At 67.5% G+C, this 22,109-nt stretch carries 20 protein-coding genes and 6 pseudogenes; 11 read left to right on the top strand and 15 right to left on the bottom strand.

Annotated elements, in window-relative coordinates; translation table 11 throughout:
• Positions 1–191: 191 nt before the first annotated feature.
• Both ACZ4WQ_RS13775 and ACZ4WQ_RS13770 read right to left on the bottom strand, forming a co-directional pair.
• Positions 192–833, bottom strand: a complete 642-nt coding sequence (locus tag ACZ4WQ_RS13775) for a Rid family hydrolase (RefSeq protein WP_385346866.1) — start codon at positions 831–833, stop codon at positions 192–194.
• Positions 830–2,440 (bottom strand): flavin monoamine oxidase family protein, encoded by a 1,611-nt coding sequence (locus ACZ4WQ_RS13770; RefSeq protein ID WP_398372123.1) that lies wholly within the window; start codon positions 2,438–2,440, stop codon positions 830–832. Before ACZ4WQ_RS13770 ends, ACZ4WQ_RS13775 begins: the two co-directional genes overlap by 4 nt.
• A 359-nt stretch (positions 2,441–2,799) precedes the next feature.
• On the opposite strand from ACZ4WQ_RS13770, the pseudogene ACZ4WQ_RS13765 reads away from it, so the two are divergent.
• Positions 2,800–3,016, top strand: a pseudogene (locus tag ACZ4WQ_RS13765) (transposase); the annotation flags it as partial.
• Between the two features lie 31 nt (positions 3,017–3,047).
• Here the strand turns inward: ACZ4WQ_RS13765 and ACZ4WQ_RS13760 are convergent.
• Positions 3,048–3,446 (bottom strand): integrase core domain-containing protein, encoded by a 399-nt coding sequence (locus ACZ4WQ_RS13760; RefSeq protein ID WP_398372125.1) that lies wholly within the window; start codon positions 3,444–3,446, stop codon positions 3,048–3,050.
• A gap of 635 nt (positions 3,447–4,081) precedes the next feature.
• On the opposite strand from ACZ4WQ_RS13760, the pseudogene ACZ4WQ_RS13755 reads away from it, so the two are divergent.
• Positions 4,082–4,288, top strand: a pseudogene (locus ACZ4WQ_RS13755) (integrase); the annotation flags it as partial.
• Between the two features lie 72 nt (positions 4,289–4,360).
• Here the strand turns inward: ACZ4WQ_RS13755 and ACZ4WQ_RS13750 are convergent.
• Positions 4,361–5,098 carry an SDR family oxidoreductase gene (locus tag ACZ4WQ_RS13750; RefSeq protein WP_398372984.1) on the bottom strand — a complete coding sequence of 246 codons (738 nt, stop codon included), beginning with the start codon at positions 5,096–5,098 and terminating at the stop codon, positions 4,361–4,363.
• A gap of 94 nt (positions 5,099–5,192) precedes the next feature.
• Between ACZ4WQ_RS13750 and ACZ4WQ_RS13745 the strand changes: the two genes are divergently transcribed.
• On the top strand, positions 5,193–6,032 hold the full coding sequence (locus ACZ4WQ_RS13745; protein WP_398372127.1) for a LysR family transcriptional regulator: 840 nt from the start codon (positions 5,193–5,195) through the stop codon (positions 6,030–6,032).
• Between the two features lie 508 nt (positions 6,033–6,540).
• On the top strand, positions 6,541–7,632 hold the full coding sequence (locus ACZ4WQ_RS13740) for an integrase core domain-containing protein (protein WP_398372129.1): 1,092 nt from the start codon (positions 6,541–6,543) through the stop codon (positions 7,630–7,632).
• Between the two features lie 28 nt (positions 7,633–7,660).
• Here ACZ4WQ_RS13740 and ACZ4WQ_RS13735 read toward each other — a convergent pair.
• The 3 genes and pseudogenes from ACZ4WQ_RS13735 to ACZ4WQ_RS13725 form a co-directional block, all read right to left on the bottom strand.
• Positions 7,661–7,942, bottom strand: a pseudogene (locus tag ACZ4WQ_RS13735) (IS110 family transposase); the annotation flags it as partial.
• Between the two features lie 382 nt (positions 7,943–8,324).
• Positions 8,325–8,810, bottom strand: coding sequence for an SRPBCC family protein (locus ACZ4WQ_RS13730; protein WP_385346854.1), 486 nt, complete (start codon positions 8,808–8,810; stop codon positions 8,325–8,327).
• Between the two features lie 434 nt (positions 8,811–9,244).
• Positions 9,245–9,529: a hypothetical protein gene (locus ACZ4WQ_RS13725; protein WP_311729316.1), complete on the bottom strand. Its 285-nt coding sequence runs from the start codon at positions 9,527–9,529 to the stop codon at positions 9,245–9,247.
• Between the two features lie 1,114 nt (positions 9,530–10,643).
• On the opposite strand from ACZ4WQ_RS13725, the gene ACZ4WQ_RS13720 reads away from it, so the two are divergent.
• Together ACZ4WQ_RS13720 and ACZ4WQ_RS13715 are read left to right on the top strand one after the other, a co-directional pair.
• Complete coding sequence (locus ACZ4WQ_RS13720; protein ID WP_398372132.1) at positions 10,644–11,126, top strand: hypothetical protein; 483 nt, start codon at positions 10,644–10,646, stop codon at positions 11,124–11,126.
• A 6-nt stretch (positions 11,127–11,132) separates the two neighbouring features.
• Positions 11,133–12,071: an SRPBCC family protein gene (locus ACZ4WQ_RS13715; RefSeq protein WP_398372134.1), complete on the top strand. Its 939-nt coding sequence runs from the start codon at positions 11,133–11,135 to the stop codon at positions 12,069–12,071.
• Between the two features lie 148 nt (positions 12,072–12,219).
• On the opposite strand, the pseudogene ACZ4WQ_RS13710 reads toward ACZ4WQ_RS13715, so the two are convergent.
• Positions 12,220–12,748, bottom strand: a pseudogene (locus tag ACZ4WQ_RS13710) (integrase); the annotation flags it as partial.
• A 343-nt stretch (positions 12,749–13,091) separates the two neighbouring features.
• Positions 13,092–13,379, bottom strand: a pseudogene (locus ACZ4WQ_RS13705) (YncE family protein); the annotation flags it as partial.
• Positions 13,380–13,422: 43 nt separating this feature from the next.
• Here ACZ4WQ_RS13705 and ACZ4WQ_RS13700 point away from each other — a divergent pair.
• Both ACZ4WQ_RS13700 and ACZ4WQ_RS13695 read left to right on the top strand, forming a co-directional pair.
• Positions 13,423–14,115, top strand: a complete 693-nt coding sequence (locus ACZ4WQ_RS13700; RefSeq protein WP_398372136.1) for a HemK2/MTQ2 family protein methyltransferase — start codon at positions 13,423–13,425, stop codon at positions 14,113–14,115.
• Between the two features lie 37 nt (positions 14,116–14,152).
• The gene (locus ACZ4WQ_RS13695; RefSeq protein ID WP_311729312.1) at positions 14,153–14,317 is read left to right on the top strand and encodes a CDGSH iron-sulfur domain-containing protein; all 165 of its coding nucleotides are present in this window, start codon (positions 14,153–14,155) and stop codon (positions 14,315–14,317) included.
• Here the strand turns inward: ACZ4WQ_RS13695 and ACZ4WQ_RS13690 are convergent.
• A complete protein-coding gene (locus ACZ4WQ_RS13690) occupies positions 14,297–15,274 on the bottom strand; it encodes an iron-containing redox enzyme family protein (RefSeq protein ID WP_311729311.1) in 978 nt (325 codons plus the stop codon). The two genes, ACZ4WQ_RS13695 and ACZ4WQ_RS13690, sit on opposite strands and share 21 nt — an antisense overlap.
• A 362-nt stretch (positions 15,275–15,636) precedes the next feature.
• Here ACZ4WQ_RS13690 and ACZ4WQ_RS13685 point away from each other — a divergent pair.
• Positions 15,637–15,932 (top strand): annotated as a pseudogene (locus ACZ4WQ_RS13685) (hypothetical protein); the annotation flags it as partial.
• Positions 15,933–16,295: 363 nt separating this feature from the next.
• Here ACZ4WQ_RS13685 and ACZ4WQ_RS13680 read toward each other — a convergent pair.
• Both ACZ4WQ_RS13680 and ACZ4WQ_RS13675 read right to left on the bottom strand, forming a co-directional pair.
• On the bottom strand, positions 16,296–16,469 hold the full coding sequence (locus ACZ4WQ_RS13680) for a CsbD family protein (protein WP_398372139.1): 174 nt from the start codon (positions 16,467–16,469) through the stop codon (positions 16,296–16,298).
• Between the two features lie 368 nt (positions 16,470–16,837).
• The gene (locus ACZ4WQ_RS13675) at positions 16,838–17,671 is read right to left on the bottom strand and encodes a transposase family protein (RefSeq protein WP_398372141.1); all 834 of its coding nucleotides are present in this window, start codon (positions 17,669–17,671) and stop codon (positions 16,838–16,840) included.
• A 294-nt stretch (positions 17,672–17,965) separates the two neighbouring features.
• Here ACZ4WQ_RS13675 and ACZ4WQ_RS13670 point away from each other — a divergent pair, with 294 nt between their 5' ends.
• On the top strand, positions 17,966–18,505 hold the full coding sequence (locus tag ACZ4WQ_RS13670) for a hypothetical protein (protein ID WP_398372143.1): 540 nt from the start codon (positions 17,966–17,968) through the stop codon (positions 18,503–18,505).
• Positions 18,506–18,522: 17 nt separating this feature from the next.
• On the opposite strand, the gene ACZ4WQ_RS13665 is transcribed toward ACZ4WQ_RS13670, so the two are convergent.
• The 3 genes from ACZ4WQ_RS13665 to ACZ4WQ_RS13655 form a co-directional block, all read right to left on the bottom strand.
• Positions 18,523–19,641: a Gfo/Idh/MocA family protein gene (locus ACZ4WQ_RS13665; protein WP_398372145.1), complete on the bottom strand. Its 1,119-nt coding sequence runs from the start codon at positions 19,639–19,641 to the stop codon at positions 18,523–18,525.
• Positions 19,634–20,026 carry an ester cyclase gene (locus tag ACZ4WQ_RS13660; protein ID WP_311729306.1) on the bottom strand — a complete coding sequence of 131 codons (393 nt, stop codon included), beginning with the start codon at positions 20,024–20,026 and terminating at the stop codon, positions 19,634–19,636. Before ACZ4WQ_RS13660 ends, ACZ4WQ_RS13665 begins: the two co-directional genes overlap by 8 nt.
• 202 nt (positions 20,027–20,228) lie before the next feature.
• Positions 20,229–20,834, bottom strand: coding sequence for a TetR/AcrR family transcriptional regulator (locus ACZ4WQ_RS13655; protein WP_311729307.1), 606 nt, complete (start codon positions 20,832–20,834; stop codon positions 20,229–20,231).
• 148 nt (positions 20,835–20,982) lie between these two features.
• Here ACZ4WQ_RS13655 and ACZ4WQ_RS13650 point away from each other — a divergent pair, with 148 nt between their 5' ends.
• Positions 20,983–21,954, top strand: a complete 972-nt coding sequence (locus ACZ4WQ_RS13650; protein WP_398372148.1) for an aldo/keto reductase — start codon at positions 20,983–20,985, stop codon at positions 21,952–21,954.
• Positions 21,955–22,109: the final 155 nt, after the last annotated feature.

Here is a 22,109-nt window from a genome sequence, read left to right as displayed (position 1 = left end):
GGGCAACCCTACGAAAGCCATACCCGGCGTCTCTGGGCCTCCAGACCCTACAAGTGGCCTTGATCATCCCGATCAAGAAGGTAGGGACGACTGACCGGGGGCGCCGCCCGGTAGGGGCAGCGTCGCTTCGGGGCCGGGCCCGGTTACGGGCCCGGCCCCTCGCTGGCAGTTGCCCCGCGGGTCTGTGCCGGTCAGCGCGCCTTGTACGCGGCGGTGACCTCGACCTCCACCATCCAGCCCTTGACGGCCAGCGACGCGACCTCCATCGTGGCGCGCGCGGGACGGGCCTTGTTGGCGACCAGCGGTGCCTTGGGGGCGGAGATGCCCATCGGGACCGGGACGACCTCCTTCGAGGTGAGGTCGATGTTGGCGAAGTACTGGCGGTACGCGCGGTTCCATCCCGCGTAGTCGGCGGTCTCGACGCCGGGCGGTTTCATCAGGTAGCACTTCATGGTGATGACGTCGGCCAGGGTCAGGCCCGCCGCTTCGAGGTTGGTCTTGATGTTGCGCAGGACGACCAGTGCCTGGGCCTCGGTGACCGTAACTCCCGTGGCGCCCTGAGTGAGGGCCGGGTCGGTGTAGAGCTCGGGTGAGCCGACCGGCGCGGACGGGTTGAGCGCGGTCGGGCCGAGGCCGCTGCTCTGGTAGATCGCTACCTCACCGCCGGTCGCCACTCCGGTGGCGATGGCCGGGTTGGACTGGCTCTCGGGCAGCATGACGCGGACCTCTTTGGGCCCGGGCCACCAGCCTTTGCCCTCGGCGAGCGCGGTGCCGCCGGTGAGGAGCGAGGCGGTCAGGGCTGTACCGATCACAACCTTCGTACGTCGCTTCATACGGCCATCACCCTTTCGTGGATGTCGGTCACGACCTTGCGGGCCGAGGTGAACGCGCCGTGCTGCCAGGCGATGACATGGCTGAGCCAGTCGCCAGCGAAGTAGACGTGCCCGGCGGGCTGGTTGAGCAGCTTGTACTCGGGACCGGTCTGCGAGGGCCAGCCCACCCAGCCGGCCTCGATATGAGGCGTGCGGTGCCAGGCCACGCTGAAGGAGTGATCGAGTTCGGTGCGGTACTTGTCGCCGTGGATCTTCACGCCCCGGCTCACCGCCCGCGCAAGGCGCTGGGCGTGAGGCAGATCGCTGTACGCGACGGCGTTGGCACCGAAGTTGTAGTAGCCGATGAGCGTGCCGCGGCGGCCTTGGTAGCCGTAGGAGGGGTACCAGATGGTGGCCAGGTCGGTGTCGGTCGGCGTGATGCCACCGTAGATGTGCTCGTCCGTCTCCCACCATCGGCTGCGGTATTCGAGCCCGATCTTGCCGACGGGGGTCGGGATGGCGTCCTTCAGCGCCGCGGTGATGTCGGTCCCCAGGTTGTGCTTGAGGCGGGCCATGACCATGGGCGGCATGGCCGCGACAACGAAGTCGGCGCGCTGGGTGCGGGTACGGCCGCCGACGCCCTTGTACGTGACCTCGGCACCGTCCGGCAGGTCCTTGACCTCCAGCACCTTGGCGCCATAGGTGATGCGGTTCTGGCCGATCGCCTTGGCCAGGGCGTACGGGATCGCGTCCATGCCGCCCACCGGCTGGAACATCAGCATGGCCTGGTCGTAGCCGAGTTCGAAGGCGAAGCGCTGCCCCACGCCGCTGGCGATGACGTCCGACAGCGTCGGCACCGGGCCAAGGACCGTGCCGTCCTCGAAGGCCGCGCCCGGCTCGATGGAGTAGCCTCGCCGGTCGGTGCCGGTGTAGGCGTATCCGTCGGCTTTGCCCTTGATGGCGCCGAAGCTCTGCAGAAACGCGATCAGTCGTTCCTTGTCCTGCGCGGTGAGCTGTGCGTCCAGGGCGCCTTGGTCGGTGGCCTTGGCGAGCAGCTCGGAGAGGTAGCCGTAGACGTCGGCCTTCGCCGTGCGCCAGCGCATGGGCTTGCCCGCGAGGGCGGCACTGCTCTCGTGGTAGATGTACGCGTTGGCGTTCTGGTTGGTGAACACCTGGAGTTCGACGCCGAGTTCGCGACAGTACTCAAGAGTGACGTGGGACTGCGGCAGCCGGGCCGGGCCCGCGTTCATGTACTGGCCCTTGGTGAACGACGCCGTCTGCGTACGCCCGTCGAGGTCGGTCAGCATCGTGCCGCCGCGGACCGTCCAGTTGCGGCCCCCGGGGCGGTCCTTCGCCTCCAGGATCCGGCAGTCGTAACCGGCTTTGCCCAGCTCGTACGCCGTCGCCAGGCCGGCTATGCCGCCGCCGAGCACGAGCACCTTCTTGCCGCCGCGCCCGGTGAGCGCGAAGTCGCTTCGCTGGGGCGCCCGGTACTCATCCGCCCGCACGTCTGGCACCGGGGCGAGCCCGAGTGCGCCCATCGCCGAGTACAGCACTCCGGCGCCACCCGCGACGCCGACGGATCTCAGGAAGTTACGGCGGGATGCCGGGGACTGCTCTGCAGCCATCAATTCCTCCTCATCCGCACCCCGGGGCGCGCGCCGGCCGGGGAGCGGTCGTTCGGTCAACCCGGTCACGTGGGGGGTGCGAGTTACTGAGGAGACCGGAGGTGCGCCATGAGCCTCCGCCGAGACTGTTACAACGCCATACCACTGACGTAACCGGTTTCGAGCCGTGTGCTACGAACCAGGAGGAAGGAGCGGGTGCGGTCCCGTCTTGGGTCGGGGGCAGCCCTCCCCGCTGGGCAAGGGGGATTAGCCCTTGATCGTGGACACCCTGATCATTGGATCGTGATGATCCATAGGACAGGAGTTCCCGTTGGGGGACGTCGAAGTATTCGCCTGAGTTCCGGGCCGATGCCGTCGCGTTGTACCGGGTCACCCCGGGCGGGACGTACGCGTCGGTAGCCAAGGACCTGGGTGTCAACCACGAGACGCTGCGCACGTGGGTGCGGGATGCCGAACAGGCTGCCCGGCCTGGGGCCGGTGAGGCCAGCGCGATGGAGAAAGGAGAATAGGCAGCTGCGGGCGCGGGTGAAGGAACTCGAGCTCGAGCGGGAGATCCTGCGGCGGGCCGCGAAGTATGGCGTGTGTGGGTGCCGGAAATCGTGTCACCCTATGCGACCTGCGTGTATTCGTGGATGAGGCCGCCGAGTCGATCGTGTCGATGGACGCGAGTGTTGTCGGTGGTGGTGGGTGGTCCGGGCTCGGTGAGTAGGTCCGGCGCCCGTTGTCCGAGGGATCGGTGTGGCCGGTGTTGGTTGTAGTGCTTCGCGTACTCACTGACGACGAGGCGTAGGTGGCGCTCTCCCGTGATCAGGATGCGGTCGGTCGCCTCGCGTCGGCATGATCCGATCCAGCGTTCCGCGATGGCGTTCATCCGCGGTACCCGGGGCAGTGTGGGGAGGACGTGCACGCCGATCGCCTGGAAGACAGCGTCGAAGCTGTCGGTGAAGTAGGCCCCGCGGTCCCGGATGAGGAACTTGATCGACTTGGCGTGGTCGCCGAGGTCCATGAGGTAGTTGCGGGTGCTGGGTGATCCAAAGGCTGGTCGGGTGTCGGGTGATGCCGGCGATGTGCACACGGCGGGTGCCGTGGTTGATGAAGAACAGCACGAACCAACGCCGCAGGAAGACCGTGTCGATGTGGAACAGATCGGTGGCTACGATCGCGGAGGACTGGGCTTTGAGGAAAGCGGCCCAGGAGCGGTCGACGCGCTGCGGCGACGGGTTGATCCCTGCTTGCTTCAGAATGGACCAGACGGTGGAGGCGGCGACGTTGTGCCCCAGGCCGAGGAGCTCTCCGTGGACGCGGCGGTATCCCCATCCAGGGTTCTCCCGCGCCAAGCGCACGACCAGTTGCCGCAGGGCCTCTGGTTTGGGTGGTCGGCCGGGGCGACGGGATGGGTAGGTCCACTTCTATGCGATGAGCCGTGCGTGCCAGCGAAGGACCGACCGCGGAGAGACCAGCAAGGCCTGCGCTTGCCGAAAATATCATCCGCCCTGGTGGGATGCGGTGCGCGCGGTGTACCGAAGGTCGACCGTTGAGGTCGCCCGAGCGCGCGCTCTCGCGAGGCTGGAGCTCACTGCGGCAAGATGATCGACCGCGCTGTTGCGACTGGCCTGCTTGGGCGTGGCGAATGCGTTCGCCATGCTGCGCCTGCTGCCGGTGGGCGATCGAGACAAGACTGTCGAGATACTCGCCTTGCGCCACCAGATCATGGTGCTGGAACGCCAACTCGGCAAGGAACGGGTGCGGTTCGCGCCGAGCGACCGGGCATTTCTGGCGGCGCTGCTGCACCGGCTCCCCATGGACGTGCTTCGCGGAGTGCGGCTGCTGGTGCGTCCCGACACGGTCCCTCAGGGGTGCACGTGGGGCCGACGGGCGGCCGCGGTCTGCGATCGACGGGGAACGCATCCGAAGGTCAGGTCACCAGGGCACGACCCCGTTGTCGTCGAAGAGCTGGCCGGTCGGACCGTCGTCCGGCAGGGTCGCCAGTCGGATGGCGATCGCCGCGCCCTGTTCGGGGGTCTGGGTCCCGCTGAATCCGTTGAGGTCGGTGGCCACGTAACCGGGGCAGGCGTTGTTGATCAGGATGTTGGTGCCGCTCAGCTCCTTGGCGTACTGGATGGTGACGGCGTTGAGGTAGGTCTTTGTCGGCGCGTAGGCCCCGCTGATCCCCCCGAGGTCGACGCCGGGTGTGGTCTGCAGTGTCAGGGAGCCGACGTGGCTGGACTGGTTGATGATCCGCGGGTGCGCCGAACGGCGCAGCAACGGCAGCATCGCGTTGGTGACCCTGATGACGCCGATGACGTTGGTCTCCACCAGTCGCCGTACGGTCTCGAGGTCGATGGTGGTGGGTTCCTCCGGCCAGCCGCCGGCAATGCCGGCGTTGTTGACCAGTACGTCGAGCCGTCCTGCACGCTCCTCGATCAGTTGGACTGAGGCGGTCACGCTCGCGCTGTCGGTCACGTCCAGGGGTACGCCGAACGCGTCGGCACCAGCCGCGCGCAACTTCGCCACGGCGTCCTCCAGGCGCTGCTCGTCCCGGGCGCCGACACCGACACTCCAGCCCCGCGCACCCAGCCCGGCCGCGATCTCATACCCGATTCCCTTGTTCGCGCCGGTGACCAGCGCGATCGTCTTCTCGCTCATGACAGCGAGCATGCCTGCGCCGCAGCCGGGCACCAACACCATCTCGGTAGTGCAGCCATACCCGAGCGATATCGATCAGCCGTCTGCCCGTCATTAGCCTGGGCTCATGGAAATACGCGAGCTGCGGTACTTCGTCGCCGTCGCCGAGGAGCTGCACTTCGGCAAGGCTGCCCAGCGCCTGGGGATAGCCCAGCCGCCGCTGTCGCGCACGATCACCCAGCTCGAACGGCGGCTCGGAATCGCACTGCTGGAACGCAACAGCCGCAACGTCACGCTCACCGAGGCCGGAGCCGTGCTGCTGGCCGAAGGACGAGCGATCCTCAGCGCAGTGACCGCAGCTGAGCGGCGTACCCAACGGGCCGCGACAGCACATCCCAGCCTCGTCCTCGCCGTCAAATCCGGCACCGTCGGCGAGCTGCTGACAAAGTTGCTCGACGCCTACGCCGCGGAACCCGGCGCAGCCACCGTCGATCTGCTGCTCTGCGAGGCACACCAGCACCAGCGGCTGCTGCAGGACGGGCAAGCCGACGTGGCTCTGCTCCACCTGCCCTTCGACTCAGCAGTCGGGCTCGACACCGAAACCCTGTACACCGAGGGGCAGGTCGCGATCCTGCCGGCCTCACACCCGCTCGCCAGCCGCTCCCAGGTCCGGATGGACGAGGTCACCACACTGCCAAAGCTCCCGATGGCCCGCTGGCCCGGCCCCGGCGGCAGCTACCCAGAAGGACCTGGCGCAGAGGTACGGAACCTGACACAGCTCTTCCAGCTGATCGCGCTCGGCCGCAGCACCGCGGTCATCCCCGAGTCAGCCGGCGCCGACCTGCGCCGAGACCTCGCCGCCGTGCCGGTCCTGGACGCTCCGCCCGTGACAACGGTGATCGCCTGGCCGCCGCACAGCCGCCTTCGTCCAGTTGCCGACCTCATCCGCGTTGCAACACGTCTCTGAACCCGGATGAGGAGTGCAGCCGCCCAACGACGGCCCCGACCAAGCAACTGGTAACTCAACGCTCCTGCATCAGCGAGGTAGTGTCCTTGGCCGTCTGGTCCTGGGCGGACATCAGCACCACGATCGCCCACCGCAGCCGCACCGGGTCCTTCGCCGTCCGGCTGATCCGCTGCAAGCGGCGGCCTTCCTCCATGCTGATCCGCGGGCGAACACATTCGATCGTGTGCCGTTCAGAAATCCATTGCTGGTGTTGCGCTTGCCGAGAATGTCATCCGCCCTGGTCGGAAGCCTGCACCTGGACTGGCGGTCGTCGGTCTCGTCGCTCGAGTAGGCGCTCTCGCGTAGCCGGTAGTCGACGCGTCATGATGATCGACCGTGCTGCTGCGACTGTGCGGGTGCCGATAAATCATCCACGCAGGTCGGGAGCCTGATCACGGATCTTCGGCTCTCCTTGTCATTCGCCCCATGCGCTTCACCCGCACGGGTCCCGGCGGCATCATGATCTGTCGTGCTCCTGCGCCTCACCTACCTCGCCACGACCAACGCCCTGGCGTTCCTACGCCTCCTGCCGATGAGCGACCGAGACAAGGACATCGAGATCCTCGTCCTCCGGCACCAACTGCTGGTCCTGCAGCGTCAGGTCGGCAAGCTGAGCTTCACCGACAGCGACCGTGCCATCCTTGTCGGCCTTCTACACCACCTGCCCAAAGACAGACTGCGGCACCTTCTGCTGCTGGTCCGCCCCGAGACGGTGTTGCGCTGGCATCGTGAGCTGCTGAGGCGGCGCCATGCCGCGACCTGCGTACCCAGGCGACGCGGACGCCCCCGCACCATCCGCTCGATCCGTGCCCTGGTCCTGCGTCTGGCCAGGGAGAATGCCTCGTGGGGGTATCGCAGGATCCACGGCGAACTCGCGGTGCTGGGGATCAAGGTCGCCGCCTCCACGGTCTGGGAGATACTCCGCGAGCACGGCATCTCACCCGTACCCGAACGGCAGAGCACCACCTGGGCCGACTTTCTCCGCAGCCAGGCCGAGGCTCTTCTCTCCTGCGATCTGTTCGAAGTCCGCACGCTGACGGGGGCGCGCCTGTACGTCTTCGCCGTCATCGAGCACACCACCAGGCGCATCCGGGTCCTCGGCGCCACGGCACACCCCACCGCGGACTGGATCGTGCAGCTCGGACGCAACCTCCTCATGGACCTCGAGGACACGGGCAGCAAGGTGAAGTTCCTCATCCGCGACCGCGATTCCAAGTTCACAGCCGCCTTCGACGCCCTGATGACCGATGCTGGTCTCACGGTCGTCACCACCGGCATTCGGATACCCCGGATGAACTCGCTCATGGAGCGCTGGATAAAGACCTGCCGCACCGAACTCCTGGACCGGACCCTGATCTGGAACCAGAGCCACCTCCTCCACGCCCTGCGCGAGTACGAATCCTTCTACAACGAGCACCGCCCGCACAGAGCCCTGGAGCAGGCCGCGCCCTGCCGCCCACTACCCGAACCCATCACCCAACAAGCCCAACTCGCCCACCTGGAAGTCAGCCGACGAGACCGACTCGGCGGGACCCTCCACGCATACCAGCACGCCGCCTGAGCTGCGCGGATGATGTATCGGCACCCGCAGTGTCCACATCCGGGGCGCGGGCTGCGACCGCGATCACGTGAGCGTCGTGGGCGTCGGCCTTGGCCTCGCCGGGGTAGAGGTCGGCGATCCGCCGCACCGTCAGCCCTGGCAGACAGGCCACCTGGCAGCGTGTGTCACGGGCGACCGCGAGGGGCAGGGCGCCGATGGAGGCGGGCTGGTCGACCACCACGAGCACGGTGCCGTGGTTGGACTGGAGCTTGTCGAAGAGCTCGCGGAGCTTGGGTTCGCTGTTGGGCAGTCGCTTGTCGAAGACTTTCCTTGCCTTATGAAGAGCCTGCCGACGAATCTGCGGTCCTGCCCTTATCAGCGGCTTACCGGTGCCTCCGGCGCCCGGTGACGCCACCCCTCAGATCATGATCAACAGAGGGGAGAAGCCATGCCGGGCCCGCAGGTCGGGGGCTGCATTGCGGAGCCGTGGAGAAGACAACGGGGCGCGGCTCTGCGGCCGGTGACACCAGCGCGCTCGCCGATGTGGCCCGAGCGCTGGCGGATGCCAGGGTCGGAGATCTGGCCGTGCGCGCACCCGTGCGGGCCAGTGGCCGTTGACGCCCAGGTGAGTCAGGCCTTCCACGGACGGTTTGCGCCAGAGCCTTGCCGCCCACCGACGTCTACCAGCGATTCGGCTGCTCCCGGCCGACCGGCTACCGCTCCGTCGGAGGGCACGTGTCGTGGCCGCGTTCACACTGTCCCGGAGGCTCGTGACGTTCGACCACTTCGGCGAGCCGACTGAGCATGCTGCGGTGGCGTAGTTGCATCAGAGCGTCCACCACCGCGTTGTGTAGCTTCCCGGCGATCCCGCGCAGCGGATGCTCGTCGCAGATCACCATGGTGTTCTCGCCCCACGGGCGCAGTTCGAGGGCGATCCTGGCAGTGCCGAGCCATCCGCTGATGGCCTCCAGTTCCAGGATGTGCGGTGGCTCGCTGCGCCGGGCGATGGTCTCTCCGCTGCCCTTCCACGGGCCGAGTTCCACTGTATAGGCGATGCGTGATCCGGTCCGGGGCCATGTTGCGTCGGTGGGATGGGTCTGCGAGGTACCGACGGCCCAGTCACCGTAGCGGGTACCGTCCGCCAGCACCGCCCACACCGCTTCGGGACTGCGGCGGATCAGCTGGTGCCGTACAGCCATGTGTCAACTCCCTGCCGGGTCCGGAAAGGGGGCAGTGCACATCCGCGCGGGCCCGGCATTCCCGCTCCCGCTCGTGCCGCAGCTGCCACCAGCGTCACCCGCAGCGGCGTCAAGTGCGTCAGATGGGGCAGAGACTCGACGGCCGCCCTGCCCGCCATTCGGCGAAAGATGCAGTGAGTCCCCTGCCCGGCTGTCCGGGTTGGCGTATCGACACAAGCTCAAGTCGCGGCAACACTTGGCTTTTTCCCGCGGCGGGGCACTCCCACAACGCTAGCGCCGTACCCAGCCGTACCGCGCGGCAGCGTGCCCGTTCGCCAGCCGGTCAAGGCAGCGCGTCCTTGTGAGTCCGAGGTCGCCGGTTCGAGTCGGCCACACATGGCGCCGCGGCGACCGGCCCCCTACCGCCTCGGTTTTGGTGTGGCCGAGGGGGCCTGCTACGCAGTGCCTGTCATCTGCTGCCTTCGCTCTCCATCCGTGTGAGCCTTCCCCATCAGCGAGCCTTCTTCCTGCTCGTAGTGTGACAGGGCGAGGCCGAGGCCGAAGAATGTGGGCGCCCACTCACCGACGTAGATGCCCCAGCGGTCGGCACGGTCGAGTCCTGCGCCGGGTTCGGCGCGCAGGGAGGCGGCCCAGGTGAGCACGGAGAGTCCGATGGAGGCGACGGCGGCGGTGTAGGCGTGCTCGCTGCGCAGGCCCACGTCGTGCAGCTTCTTGATCATGACGGTAGTTCCTCAGGGAGTTCCCCCCTCAGGGCTCATCTCCGGGTTCCCCCTCCGTGGCGAGTGACGCGGGGCGAGCGAGACGACCAGGGGCGCCCTCGAGAAGGAAACGAACGATTTCCCGGGTCGTGTGCCGGCCTAGGGGCAGGGCCGGGACGTCACGGGGATGCCCAGTTCTCAGTCGGAAACCCTTCCAGCAGGTCCCCGCTGCGGGAGCCCGCTAGCGCGCGAGCGGCGCCGGCCAGGGCTGACGTGCCCGCGGGTCGGTCTTCGTCGAGGACGGGGGGAGGAGCCGACTCATGCGGCGACTGGTCGCAACGATCCCTCGGCTTCATTACCAGCCTGGCCACCACGACCTCGCCTTGGGCCGTGCCCTGCGTTGGGCGCGCTTGCGCACTCGACGCACGGTTTCATGATCTGTCGTGTAGCGGTTGCTGTTCTCCCTGCTGACGGTTACACCCCACCACCGGAGCCGACAGCTCCAGTCAGCGAACGGGGCTTTGGCCGCGTGGGTGCGCGTCATATTTTCGAGGCCCCTCGACCGCCACTGTCCGACTCGTTGTCAGTCTGGTCGCGGAATGGGTCCTTTGGGGGCATGGTGGAAACGTTCATTGTTTCGCTGTGGCACGGATCTTGGTTCCCGTGCCGACGGCTTGCTTGCTGACAGACGTCGCCGCTTCCACTTCGCGGTGCGCCACGCGAACGTCAGCTGCCGGTAGCTGGCCCAGCCAGGGCGATGAGTTCGAGACCGAACTCATGCGGCCGACATCTTCCCGGTCACCCAGCACGATTGTGAGCGTGTGACCCAGTCATGAGGAGGCCGCGATCGTCGGCACGGTGCAATCACTCGGAATTGCTGCGGTGCCAGAGCTGTATGTGCCCTCCGGTCCCGAACTCCGCTGAGAGGCGTACTGCTGACGCTCCGGACGTAGCAACGCGGTGGTGCCGTCCTTGACGCTTGCGGCCTGAGCGTGACGGCCTCGGATCCGGCAGCGGCGTGGTGCATCCATAGCTCCCGAGGCATGGCCACATGACGCGATCGAGCGATATGCGCCATACTTACTTGTATGATCTGATTTACGGCTTCGTCTTTGTGGCGGGAGGAGGAGCGAGCATGAAGAAGGTCCAGGCCGCTCTGGTTTTCATCGGCGGTTATCTCGTCGGACGCACGCACAAGATGCGCTGGGCTATCACCCTCGCAGGACTGACGGCCGGGAGACGCCTCCTGTCCGGCGGCGATGTGGCCGATGGGGGGCAGGCGAATTCCCCTGGGCTCGGCCGACTCGGCCAGGAGCTTCGCAGCGAGTTGATGACTGCGGGGCGCTCGGCAGCCGTATCGACAATAAGCAATCGAATGAATTCCATGAGTGACGCCATGGGGGAGTGGGCCTTGGCGTTGCGTCCCGGCCCGAATGGTCAGGAGCCGGGTGAGCCGTCGTCACAGGGGGACCGCGCACGGGGGGATGAAGCTAAATCGCAGAAGGGACCCGGGGACGAGGAGCGGTCCCGAGCCGGCAAATCGAAGACGTCAGCTGACCGTCCGGCCGAGCACGAAAAGAAGACCGAGGCCGGAGGGTCCGGACGGAGCCGAGGGTGATGGGGCATGGCTGAGAAACCGGACAACCAGCACACGGGCGGGGTCGGCACCCTCGCCAAGCAGCTGCCCACTGACCGTCTGAAGCAGGAAGCACAGAATCTCCTCACCGCACTGGGTGAGAAAGCCCTGTCATCGGTGAGCAGTATCGGCGGGGACGGCAGCTCCGGAGGCGGGCTCGGTGCCGTGGTGAAACCCTTGGTGAAGGCCGGATTGGGCAAGGCCAAGGACAAGGTCATGGACAAAGCCAAGGAGGCTATACCGGGCCTCGGCGGCGGTGGTGGTGGCAAGGACAAGAAGCTGAAGGTTACCAACATCGTCGAACAGATTGACGTCGGTGCCCCCGTGTCCCTCACCTACGACCTGTGGACCCAGTTCGAGGACTTTCCCAGCTACATGAAGAAGGTCGAGGACGTCCAACAGGAGTCCGAAACAGAAATGGAGTGGAAGGCCCAGGTTTTCTGGTCCCATCGCAAGTGGCGCTCCGAGATCCTCGAACAGGTGCCGGACAAGCGGATCATCTGGAAGTCGCGGGCCGAGAAGGGCCATGTGAACGGGGCGGTCACCTTCCATGAGATAGCTCCAGATCTCACCCGGATCCTGCTGGTCCTCCAGTACTACCCCCAGGGCTTCTTCGAGCGCACCGGAAACATCTGGCGGGCCCAGGGCCGCCGCGCGCGTCTCGAACTCAAACACTTCCGTCGCCATCTCATGACCGAGGTGCTGCTTGAACCCGACGAGATCGAGGGCTGGCGGGGCACGGTGCACGAGGGTGAGGTCGTGGAGGAGGAAGAAGAGCCCGAAGGCGAGGAAGAAGAGGAGGATGAGGAGGAAGAGGGCGAGGACGAGGAAGAAGAAGCCGAGGAAGCCGAGGAGGAAGAGGAGCCTGAGGACGTGGAGGATGAGGACGAAGAGAAGGAGAAACCGCGGCGGCGCTCGCGCCGTTGACGGCCGCCTCCTCCTCAACAAGGATCGCAGGAAGCCGCAGGTACGGCATCGGGGCCCGTCGGGTCCGCCGGCCGCCACCGGGCCTGATTCCACCGCACGGGTGCGGACGCCGATTCCGCCACCGGCACCCCGTGAGTGGCTGCCCTCGGATGGCGGGGAACTTCCCGTCCCGGTCCCGGATCAGGAACCGTGCCCGGCAGCCCGCGTCCTCAAGGTCCATGACCAGGTTCTTAGCGGCTGCGCCACCCACGAGGTAGTCGGGTGCGCAGTCGCACCCAGGATCCGAACGCGTCGGCCGGCGTGCTCGATCACCGCCAATACGTACAGTCGCATCCCGGACAAGGTGGCTTCCGAAAAGTCGCAGGCCAGCAGGGCATCGGCCTGGGAGCGCAGGAAGTCGGCCCACGTGCTGCAGGCCCGCTCGGGTGCCGGGTCGATCCCGGCCTGACGGAGTGCGTGGCCTTCCCTGACGCTTGGGGCGGGAGGTGGCTGCGTGGCGGCGTGCGACCAGGCTGCGGTGCGGGCGCCATACTGTATCGGGACGGACGACCAGGCGCATTCCGCGCAGTACGTCCCGTGGCGGCCGGTGCAGCAGTGCGGCCAGGATCGCTCGGTCGCTCGGAGTGAACAGCGCCCTTGCCGAGTTGCCGCTCCAGCACCATCAGCTGGTGGCGCAGGGCCAGGATCTCGGCGTCCTTGTGGTGGTCGCTCGTCGGTAGCAGGCGCAGCAGTACGGTCGACCATCATTCCGCGACGATCGACAGCCGCGCGAGGGTACGGGTTCGAGCGACCTCCGACGAGGCTGCCTACACGACCGCACACCACCTCCCACCAGGGCGGATGGGTTCGGCAGACCAGGTCCCGCCGGCCGTGGACCCTGGTCGGGAACACGGTCGTCGCCATGACGCCGACGGTGCCCGCGACTGCGTTGTTCGTCACGTAGGCGCGAGCCCCATCCGGGGTGAGCGCGATACCGGTCGGGCCGTCTCCGAAGCCGATGTTCTCGACGATAGTGTGCGTGGCGGCGTCGATCACACCCACCGTGTCAGGGTCGGCGTTCGCCACATACGCATGGGAGCCGTCCGGGCTCACGGCCACGAAGCGCGAGTGGGCGCTGACGCCGATGGTGGCGGTGACGGCGCCGGCGGCGGTGTCGATCACACTTACCGTGTTCGAGCCACGGTTGACCACATACGCGCGGGCCCCATCGGGCGTGAGAGCGATTCCCTGGGGTGTGTTACCACGGAAATGATGGCTCCTGCCGCGAACGCGGCACTGGACATCGAGCCGCGCGCCAGGGCCGACCATGCGAAATTGGTGGCTCGGCGCCATCTCTGGGTACTCATGGCGCATGGTGCTGATGACCCCTCAAGGGGTGCACGCGCCGCAGCACGACACGTGGCTGCTGACCGAAGCGCTGCACCGGGAGAACATCACCGAGGACACCGCCGTCCTGGACGTCGGGACCGGTAGCGGTGCCCTGGCCATCGCTGCGGCCCGGCGCGGTGCTGGGCGGGTGACCGCGGTCGATGTCTCGGCCCTGGCCGTGGCGACGGCGTGGCTCCACTCCCGGGTGGAGGGGCTGCGGATCCAAGTGATGCGCGGGGATCTTTTGACCCCGGTGGCTGACCGCTGCTTCGATCTCATCGTCGCCAATCCCCCCTATGTGCCCTCTCCGGGCGCCTGCCGCGGCCGCGCTGTGGCGTGGAACGCCGGTGTCGACGGCCGGGCACTGGTCGACCGGATCTGCCGGGACGCGCCACCGCTGCTGCGCCCCGGAGGTGTGCTCCTTCTGGTTCACTCCGCGCTGTGCGGCATCGAAAGAACCGTGAGGCGGCTGGGGCAGGCGGCTATGCGGACGGCCGTGGTCGACCGCCGCCTCATCCCGTTCGGACCGGTGCTGCGCGAGCGGGCCGCGTGGCTGGAGGGCCGCGGGCTGATCGAACCGGGCGAAGAAACCGAAGAGCTGGTGGTGATCCGTGCCGAACGAGCGCAACGACAGCGACGGGACGCATCCGGAGCGGTGGAGGTACGACAGGCCTGAGTCTGTCGTGCGGGTGACGTTTGGGACGGACGGCCCGATGCTGATCGAAGGTCCCGTCGAGGTGGCCCTGCCGGACGGCCGCGTGGTCCGCTCCGATCGCTTCACGGCCGCGGTGTGTCTGTGCGGCCGCAGTGCGCGTTATCCGTGGTGCGACACCAGCCACCGCCGCCGTCCGCCGAGGTCACAGCGGAATACGCAGTGAGGAGCGGCCGTCGCGCCAAGCGCCCAGAAGCTGACTCTCGAGCCGGTCCTCCAGGAAGACGGTGGCGTCGACTCCGAAGGCGACATCGGGGGCCAGCCCTGGTTCGTCCCGCAGCAGGCCGTCGACCACGCCATGGCGCACGACCTGTTCGTGCACCGCGTCGGCCTCGACATGCTCGGTGTAGAAGAACGCGACCGCCTCCTCCGCTCCCATGCGGCGCAGCGCCTGGGCCAGCCGGTCGGAGGAGGGCGATGAGGTGATCTCGACCGTGGCGAAGTGCCCCACCAGGGCGCCGCGCAACGCGCGGTGCAGCCCCAGCAGCGACATCAAATTGACCACGGCCAGCATCTGCGCCGACGCGGCGTCCAGGTAGTCGTTGTACGTCGGGTCCAGACCCAGGCCCGCCATCAAGTCGGCGAACAGCTCCGCGTGCACGCGCTCCCCGCGTCCGGCGCCGAACTCGTCGTACTCCACCGCAGCCATGGCCGCCTTGGCCTCACCTCGCAGCCGCGGAATCACCCACACATGCGGATCAGCCTCCTTGAGCTGGTAGAGCGAACGCTGGGCGATGTACTCACGCAGCTGCCAGGGCTCCCCCTCGTCCCTGAGGTAGTGAGACACTCCCGCGCCATCGCCCGACTCCACCAGCAGCCCCTCCAGAGCGGTTGCCACCTCGTCGTGTTTGGTGGCGTCGGCGCGCAGCGCAGCGAGAAAACGCTGCTCCAGCGCTTGGCGCAGCCGTAGCAGGTCTGGATTCCACTCCCAGCCGTCGTCCACCCCGGCGAAACCCTGGTAGTGGAGCTCGTAGCAGAGATAGAGCCCGAGCTGCAGGTCGTCCCCGTACGGATCCGCCTCCCGCAGCGGGCGGCCCGCGGGCAGCGTCGCCTCCCCGGGCGCGCCCAGGAGGGCGTCGACGAGCGCGGTGGAGAGCTCTCCCCGCCCTGCTGGCAATGGCATCCGGTGCTCCTTTGGGCCTGTGGGCCGTCGAGGTGATGAGGGACCGGTCACCCGGATGGGTACCCCGGTGCCACGAGATCTCTCGGTTGCGCGCCGGGCGTGCTCCACGCAGGGTATGGCCCTGACACTCTGGGGCTGCAGTCGACCCTGCATATACGCGGACGTACACCTGAGACACGTTCGCCATGGGCGTCATGCGACTACGTAGCTGTGCGAGCCGAGGCCGGGGCGATCGCCGACGCGGCGGCGGGCCAAGGGGTCAGCGCGGGTGTGATGGTGCAGTAGCGAAGACCGCTGCACAACCGGCAAACCCTCCCCGGGGGCCGGTGGCCTTCACGCCTCGTCGGCAATCCACCGGGATCGTGCAGAAGCACTTCGTGGATGGTCCTGACCGGGCCGTGGGCGAGGCGGACCAGCTCGTGACCACGCTGATGGCGAGCGCGGCTACCCGACCGAGGGATACGAGCAACAGAAGCGCGATCTCTCGGTTGAACACGCCGAAACGCTGCAGCACTACCGCATTGCCCACGAGATCAACCGTCGCGCCGGAGGCAGGAACACCTCAACCGAGGAACTGCGGAGCGCCATGGTCCACTACCGCGCCTTGTTCGACGAACTGCTGAAAGATGACACCGCTCCGTCGGGCGGGAGCCGCTGAGCGCCCAGCGGACGGCCGCCACAGACCACACGCCGCCACAGACCACACAATGGAGGTGAAGAGACATTGGGCGAGAAAGCGGATTCGGACGCGGTGAGGAAGCGACGCCCGTCCAAGAGGGCCTGTCCACCGAGGACCTGCGCATAGCCCTCCAGCAATATCGGTCCTCCTTCGACCGCCTGCTCAACGCCTGACCGCCGGCCCCGCCGCGCACTCCGAAGTCGCAGCCCCGGGTACGCTGTGGCCGCCGCCCGCGCAGACTTCCAGCGCGAGCGGCGGCCACCAGCAGGCCCGCCGGGCCAGAGGCCGGTCCGGCATCCCCCTCCGGCAGACTCTGGCCGACCGGGGATCCGGAGTGCTCGGTCAGCGCTTGAAAGCGCCCTTGATGTTCTGCCCGGCCTGCTTGAGACCGCCCTTGGCCTGCTCACCCTTCCCCTTGGCCTCCAGGGAACGGTCGCCGGCGGCCTTTCCGGTCTTTTTCTTCAGCTTTCCTCTTTCCTTTTCCGCGGAATGCGCGGTCTTCTTGCCCAGCCTCATGACCAGTCCTCTCAGTGGCTCTCGCTGGCACCGTATCTAGCGTCTTTTGTTCATATATGTTCCCTCCTGGGTAGCGATCGAACCGTGTAAGGACCGAGCAGGGGCGCCAGGAGGTCAGCTGATCCGGGAGCGGTTGCCGTGGGGACAGCCGAGGGAAGAGGGCATTCGTGCGAGATCGGAGGACGCCATGATCGTCCTGGGGGTCATTCTTCTCGTCATTGGGTTCCTGGCCGGGATCTCCATTTTGTGGACCATTGGAATCGCATTGAGAGGTTTTCAACCTGAAGTTGCAGGTCGCGGGGCTGGCGTGGGTCGTGGGTGGGTGCTCGTGCAGGTGAGGGACGTGATCACTGGCAGGTGATCGTCCGTCAGCGGCTGACTTCCGCGTTCGTCAGCACGAGCAGGGCGCGCAGGAGTGTGGTGGCGTGGCGGGCCCTCATGCGGACCTTGGTGAGGATCCGCCAGTTCTTCAGGTCGGCGAAGCCGTGCTCGTTCGCCGCGCGTTCGCGGCTGATCAGTGGGTTCGCCTCCTTCTGGGCGGCGGTGAGCGGATGACCGTGGGTCGCCCGGCGGCCGGTGGTGATCACTGGGTCGTCGGGGTCGTCGTCCAGGCCGATGAAGCCGAGGTCGGCCAGGGCGCCCAGGCCGGCCTCCCGCAGGCGGGTGGTGATCTTGTTGTGGCGGGCGGTGGTGATCTCGCTGGAGCGTCCCGGCTTCGCCGCGGAGATCCACAGCAGGTTGCCACGCTCGTCGGTGAGGGCGAGGAACAGCAGGGCGTGGGCTTTGTGTTTGCCCGAATAGTTCGGCCGGTTCTCGTCCCCGGTGCGTCGGCGGGTGCGTACGAGGGTGCCGTCGATCAGCACAACGACGCCACCCTTGCGGGCGATTTTCTTCAGGGCGCGGTTCAGGCGCGGAGCACGCGCCGACAGCAGCTCGATCACTTCCAGCAGCCAGCGGCGCACGGTGGAAGCGGAGACGCCGTTGCCGCCCGCCATATCGGAAAGCCGCTGGTCGTGGCGGAGGACAGCGAGGGCGATCAGGGCAATCCGGCCGGGCGGGAGCTTGCGCCAGCGGGAGCGGATCTTCTTCAGGTGGCCGCGGACCAGGCCGGAGACGAGGTCCAGGGTGGCGCTCGACAGTGGCCGGCGGCACTGGTAGACAAGGCCGTCAGTGCCCTCGGCGGGGCTGGTGTTCTTTCGCATGGAATCCCCAACACCCGTCGGGGGCATGCGCGTTACGCCGACATTCGGCTGATGCCGGTCATGCAGGCGGCTGCGGCAGGGCGGTGAAGCGGCCGGCGGGGGTGCGGTGCAGCCAGCCCCGGTCGGCCAGGCGCCTGAGCTTGTCACGCACCGGCTCCACCTGCCCAGGCGCGGTGCCCTTGCCGAGCTGGACGCTGATGTCCTTGGCCGGACCGGATCCGAGGCCGTGGCCACAATCTTCATGATCGCCTGGTAGTCAGCGGGCAGCACGCTCTCATCCATGCCCGGCTTGCGGTGCGGGACCAGGAGCATCCCGCCTGCACCCGGAGCAGTCGTGACCCGCTCCAACTCGGCGGCCATGGCCGGCTCGTCGGCGTCACCAGCGCGTTCGGCCTCGATGAACTGCCCGATCACCACCTCTGCGGCCTCCAGCCGGGCCACCTCGGCATCGATCTCGGCGAGCTCCTCACGCAGCCGCTCGGCGCGATCGGCCAGCACCACCCGTCGCTGCATCACCCACACCAGTACATCCGCCACCAGCAGCCCTCCCGCGCCCGCTCCCTCGGGAGCCTACGAAGGAGCCAGAACCCAGCACCACAATTCCAGCGAATCACCAACGCGCCCGATGATCACCTGCTAGAGATCAGGCACCCGACCAGCAGGAGCACCCCATCCACGACCCACGCCAGCCCGGCGACCTGCAACTTCAGATTGAAAACCTCTCAATGGTGGCGCGTCCTGCAACGCTTCACCGGCCGCCGCGAACTCCTCCCCGAGACCATCAACGCCATCGCCGGCCTGGTCTCCGACAAGTCCGCCGGACTCACCTGGTAACCCCAGGTCACGCACCATCAACTACTGCGCACAAGGTCGTAAGGGTGGAGGGCTTTTCGTTGGCCTGTGGCGGCGGACCGTACGATCGCGTCAAGGAGTCGGTGGCGCTTGACGGCGTGGGTGAAGTCCGGGGCGACAGCCGTTCCGTGGACGAGGTCGTCCCGAATCGCGGCGTAGGCGTGCACCAGCGTGTGGATCACTGATCCGGCCAGGGCGGGGTAGTCGTCGTAGCCGCTGGGCAGCGTGACCTTCGTAGGCCGACCGCCGCTGCGTGTGCCACACACGGTGACCGGACCGACGTGCGGGAACTCGGCGGCGGTAATCTCGAGTCTCCCCTCCGTGCCGTCGATGATCAGAGAGAACCCTGCACCCGATGCCGCGCCTCCACGGTGGTGGACGGATAGGATCGCCCCGCCCGCCACGGTGCCCGAGATCGCGATCTGGTCCTCGGCGGTCATCGGAACGACCTGCCCGGTGCGCCCGAGGGGAACCTGGCGGCGCCGGGTCGTGGTCGTAGCAACCACTTCCTGAAGCTCGCCGACGACCATCGACACCAGGTCGATCGCGTGTCCGAACGCGATGGTCAGCATCGTGGCCCCGAGCTTGCGGTCGAGCGTGTAGACCATGTTCGGAGACACCGGAGTGCCCCATTCGGTCGAAGACGCCACGACGGTGGCGGAGAGCACTTCCCCCACGAATCCTTCGGACACGAGGTCGGCCAGCCAGCGGAAGGTAGGCGAGGAGCGTCCCTGAAGACCGACGAAGGTGCGCGTCGTCCCGGCGGCACGCTCCATCTCCTCGGCCTCGCGCAGGTCGACGGCGAGCGGCCACTCGGAGAGCACCGGCACTCCCGCCTTCAGCACGGGCAACACGAGTTCGCGATGCTGGGGCACTTTGACGGCGACAACAACGAGGTCGACGTTCTCGTCGCTGGCGAGCTGCTTGACCGACGTGTACGCGGGGACGCCATACGCCGCTCCCGCGGCCTGGGCCGAGGCTTCGGAGCTCGCCGCCAGCGCGCGAAGCTCGATCCCGTCGACGGCTCTCAGCGCGGGCAGGTGAGCCCCGGCCGCCCAGCCTCCCGTGGCGCTCAGGCCGACGATGCCGACGCCGATCGGCTTACGGGGGTCAGGCACCGAGCTGCCGCCTCAGGGTCTCGGCGTCGTGCAGGGCCGTCATGTGCACGAACCGCCCGTCACGAACCTGGTAGATGGCGTACTCGACGATCTCGAACGAGGCGCCGGTGGGAGCCACGCCGAGCCACTCCTTGGCGGGCGTGCCCGTGTTGGTCAGACGGGCGGCCAGGCGATCACCATCGACCGCGATCTCCCGGGGCTCCCAGTGGAAGTCCGGGACCGCGTCGATGTCGCCGTTCAGCACAGCGATGACCTGGTCCCGCGTGCCCGGCTCGCCGTTCAGGGTGGTCTCGTCGTTGATGAACTCGTCCATGCGGGAGATCTCGTGTGCGTTGAGCGCCCCGATGTAGCGCAGGTAGAACTCGCGCAGGTCGGTGTCGGACATGATCTCCTTCTTCGGCCCCCGGAGCGGAGGTCATGCTCGGTGTTTCGCGACGGCTCTCGACGGTTTCGTCGCGGTGATCGTCGGCAGGGGGAGGAACCACTGCTCGAAACTTCTGTCCCGGACGGTACCGAAGTTTTGCCGCACCGTCACGACCCTCATGCGAGGAGAATGTCTCACCGGGGCGAGCGAAGGGGTGCAGCCGCTATGCAGGCCAGCCGAGCAACGCCGTGTCGACGATCTCATCGAGCTCAGCAGGACCGAGGCCGTTGGCGGCCTGCACTGCGATGCCGAAACCCATCGTCATGATGAACCGGGCAAGACGCCGAGGGTCGGCGTTGCGCGGAAGATCACCCTCGTTGACGGCGCGCCGGAAGCGCTCCTCAAGGCGGCCCCCCGCGTCGTTGCGCCAGTCGACAAGCAGGTCGTGGACGGCCCGGCTCTCGTCGCTCGACGCCAGCGCACCCTGCACGGTCAGGCACCCGGAGGGGCCGCCGGGAGGGGTCGTGGTGCAGACCGCTCCGCGGAGGAACGCCAAGGCCACAGCCCGTGCGGTGGGCTCCTCCAGGGCACGCGTGGCGTAGGCGGCCGGCCCCGCGCCGTAGCGCTGGAGGGCCTTGCGGAACAACTGCTCCTTGTTGCCGAAGGCCGCATACATGCTCGTCTTGGTGATCCCCATGGCGCCGGTCAGTTCAGCGAGGCTTGCACCTTCGTAACCTCGCGCCCAGAACACCCGCATCGCGCGTTCCAGCGCCTGGTCGATGTCGAATCCTCGAGGCCGACCCATGACGGCCCTACGTGAGTCACCCATGCCACAAGCGTACCCCTCGGTACAGATCTACGCTGACCAGCAGTTTCATCCTACCCGGGCGGCGAACGCAGTTCAGTACCGGCCGGTCTTGATGTGCTACAGTTCTGCACCGACCGGTACTTAACTAATGGGAAGGGAAGTCCGCGCCATGAAAACCATTTCGCTCGGCAGCCTCAAGGTCTCGCGCATCGGTCTCGGAGCCATGGGAATGTCGGCGTTCTACACCGGCGCCGGCCAGCTCGACGACGAGTCGATCCGTACGATCCACCGCGCTCTGGACCTCGGGGTCACCCATATCGACACCGCTGAGGGGTACGGCCCCTTCATCAACGAGGAGCTGGTCGGCCGGGCCGTGCAGGGGCACCGAGACGAGGTCGTGCTGGCGACCAAGTTCGGACTGATCTCCCACACCGGTGGCTCGGCTCCGGACAGCACTCCGGCCAACATCCGCCTGGCCGTGGAGGGATCACTGAAGCGCCTGGGTACCGACTACATCGACCTCTACTACCAGCACCGGGTGGACCCCGGCACGCCCATCGAGGAGACCGTTGGCGCGCTGGCCGAACTGGTGGCCGAAGGCAAGATCCGCCACATCGGCCTGTCGGAGGCCGGCCCCGCCACGATCCGCCGCGCTCACGCCGTGCATCCGGTCACCGCGGTCCAGTCCGAATACTCGCTGTGGACCCGCGACCCGGAGGCCGAGATCCTGCCCGTCCTGCGCGAACTGGGTATCGGCTTCGTGCCGTACTCCCCGCTTGGCCGCGGCTTCCTGACCGGCAACATCCGCTCCCTGAACGATCTTGACGCCGACGACTGGCGCCGCACCAACCACCGCTTCGCCGACGGCAACCTGGAACGCAACCTGCGAATCGTCGACGAGGTCCGGGCCGTGGCCGCCGAGATCGACACCACGCCCGCACAGGTCGCCTTGGCCTGGCTGCTCGCCCAGGGTGACGACATCGCGCCCATCCCCGGCACCAAGCGAGTCGCCCGGCTGGAGGAGAACGCCGCCGCCGACCACATCGAGCTCACTGCCAGCCACGTCGCCCGCCTGAACGACCTGCCCCCGGCCTCCGGCGAGCGCTACGACGCGGACAACATGGCCGCCATCGACCGCTAATCGAAGACGTACCATCACGCACGCCGCGGGTCGGCATCCGGGCGAAGAGTGCCGCATTCCCAATGAGAGGTTTTCAACCTGAAGTCGCAGGTCGCCATCCGCTCCCGCTGGCGCAAGCTCCCGCCCGGCCGGATTGCCCTGATCGCCCTCGCTGT

It is taken from the genome of Streptomyces sp. NPDC028305, assembly GCF_055569495.1.
The sequence above is the reverse complement of the archived record's forward strand: the minus strand, read 5'-3'. Positions and strand labels throughout refer to the sequence as shown.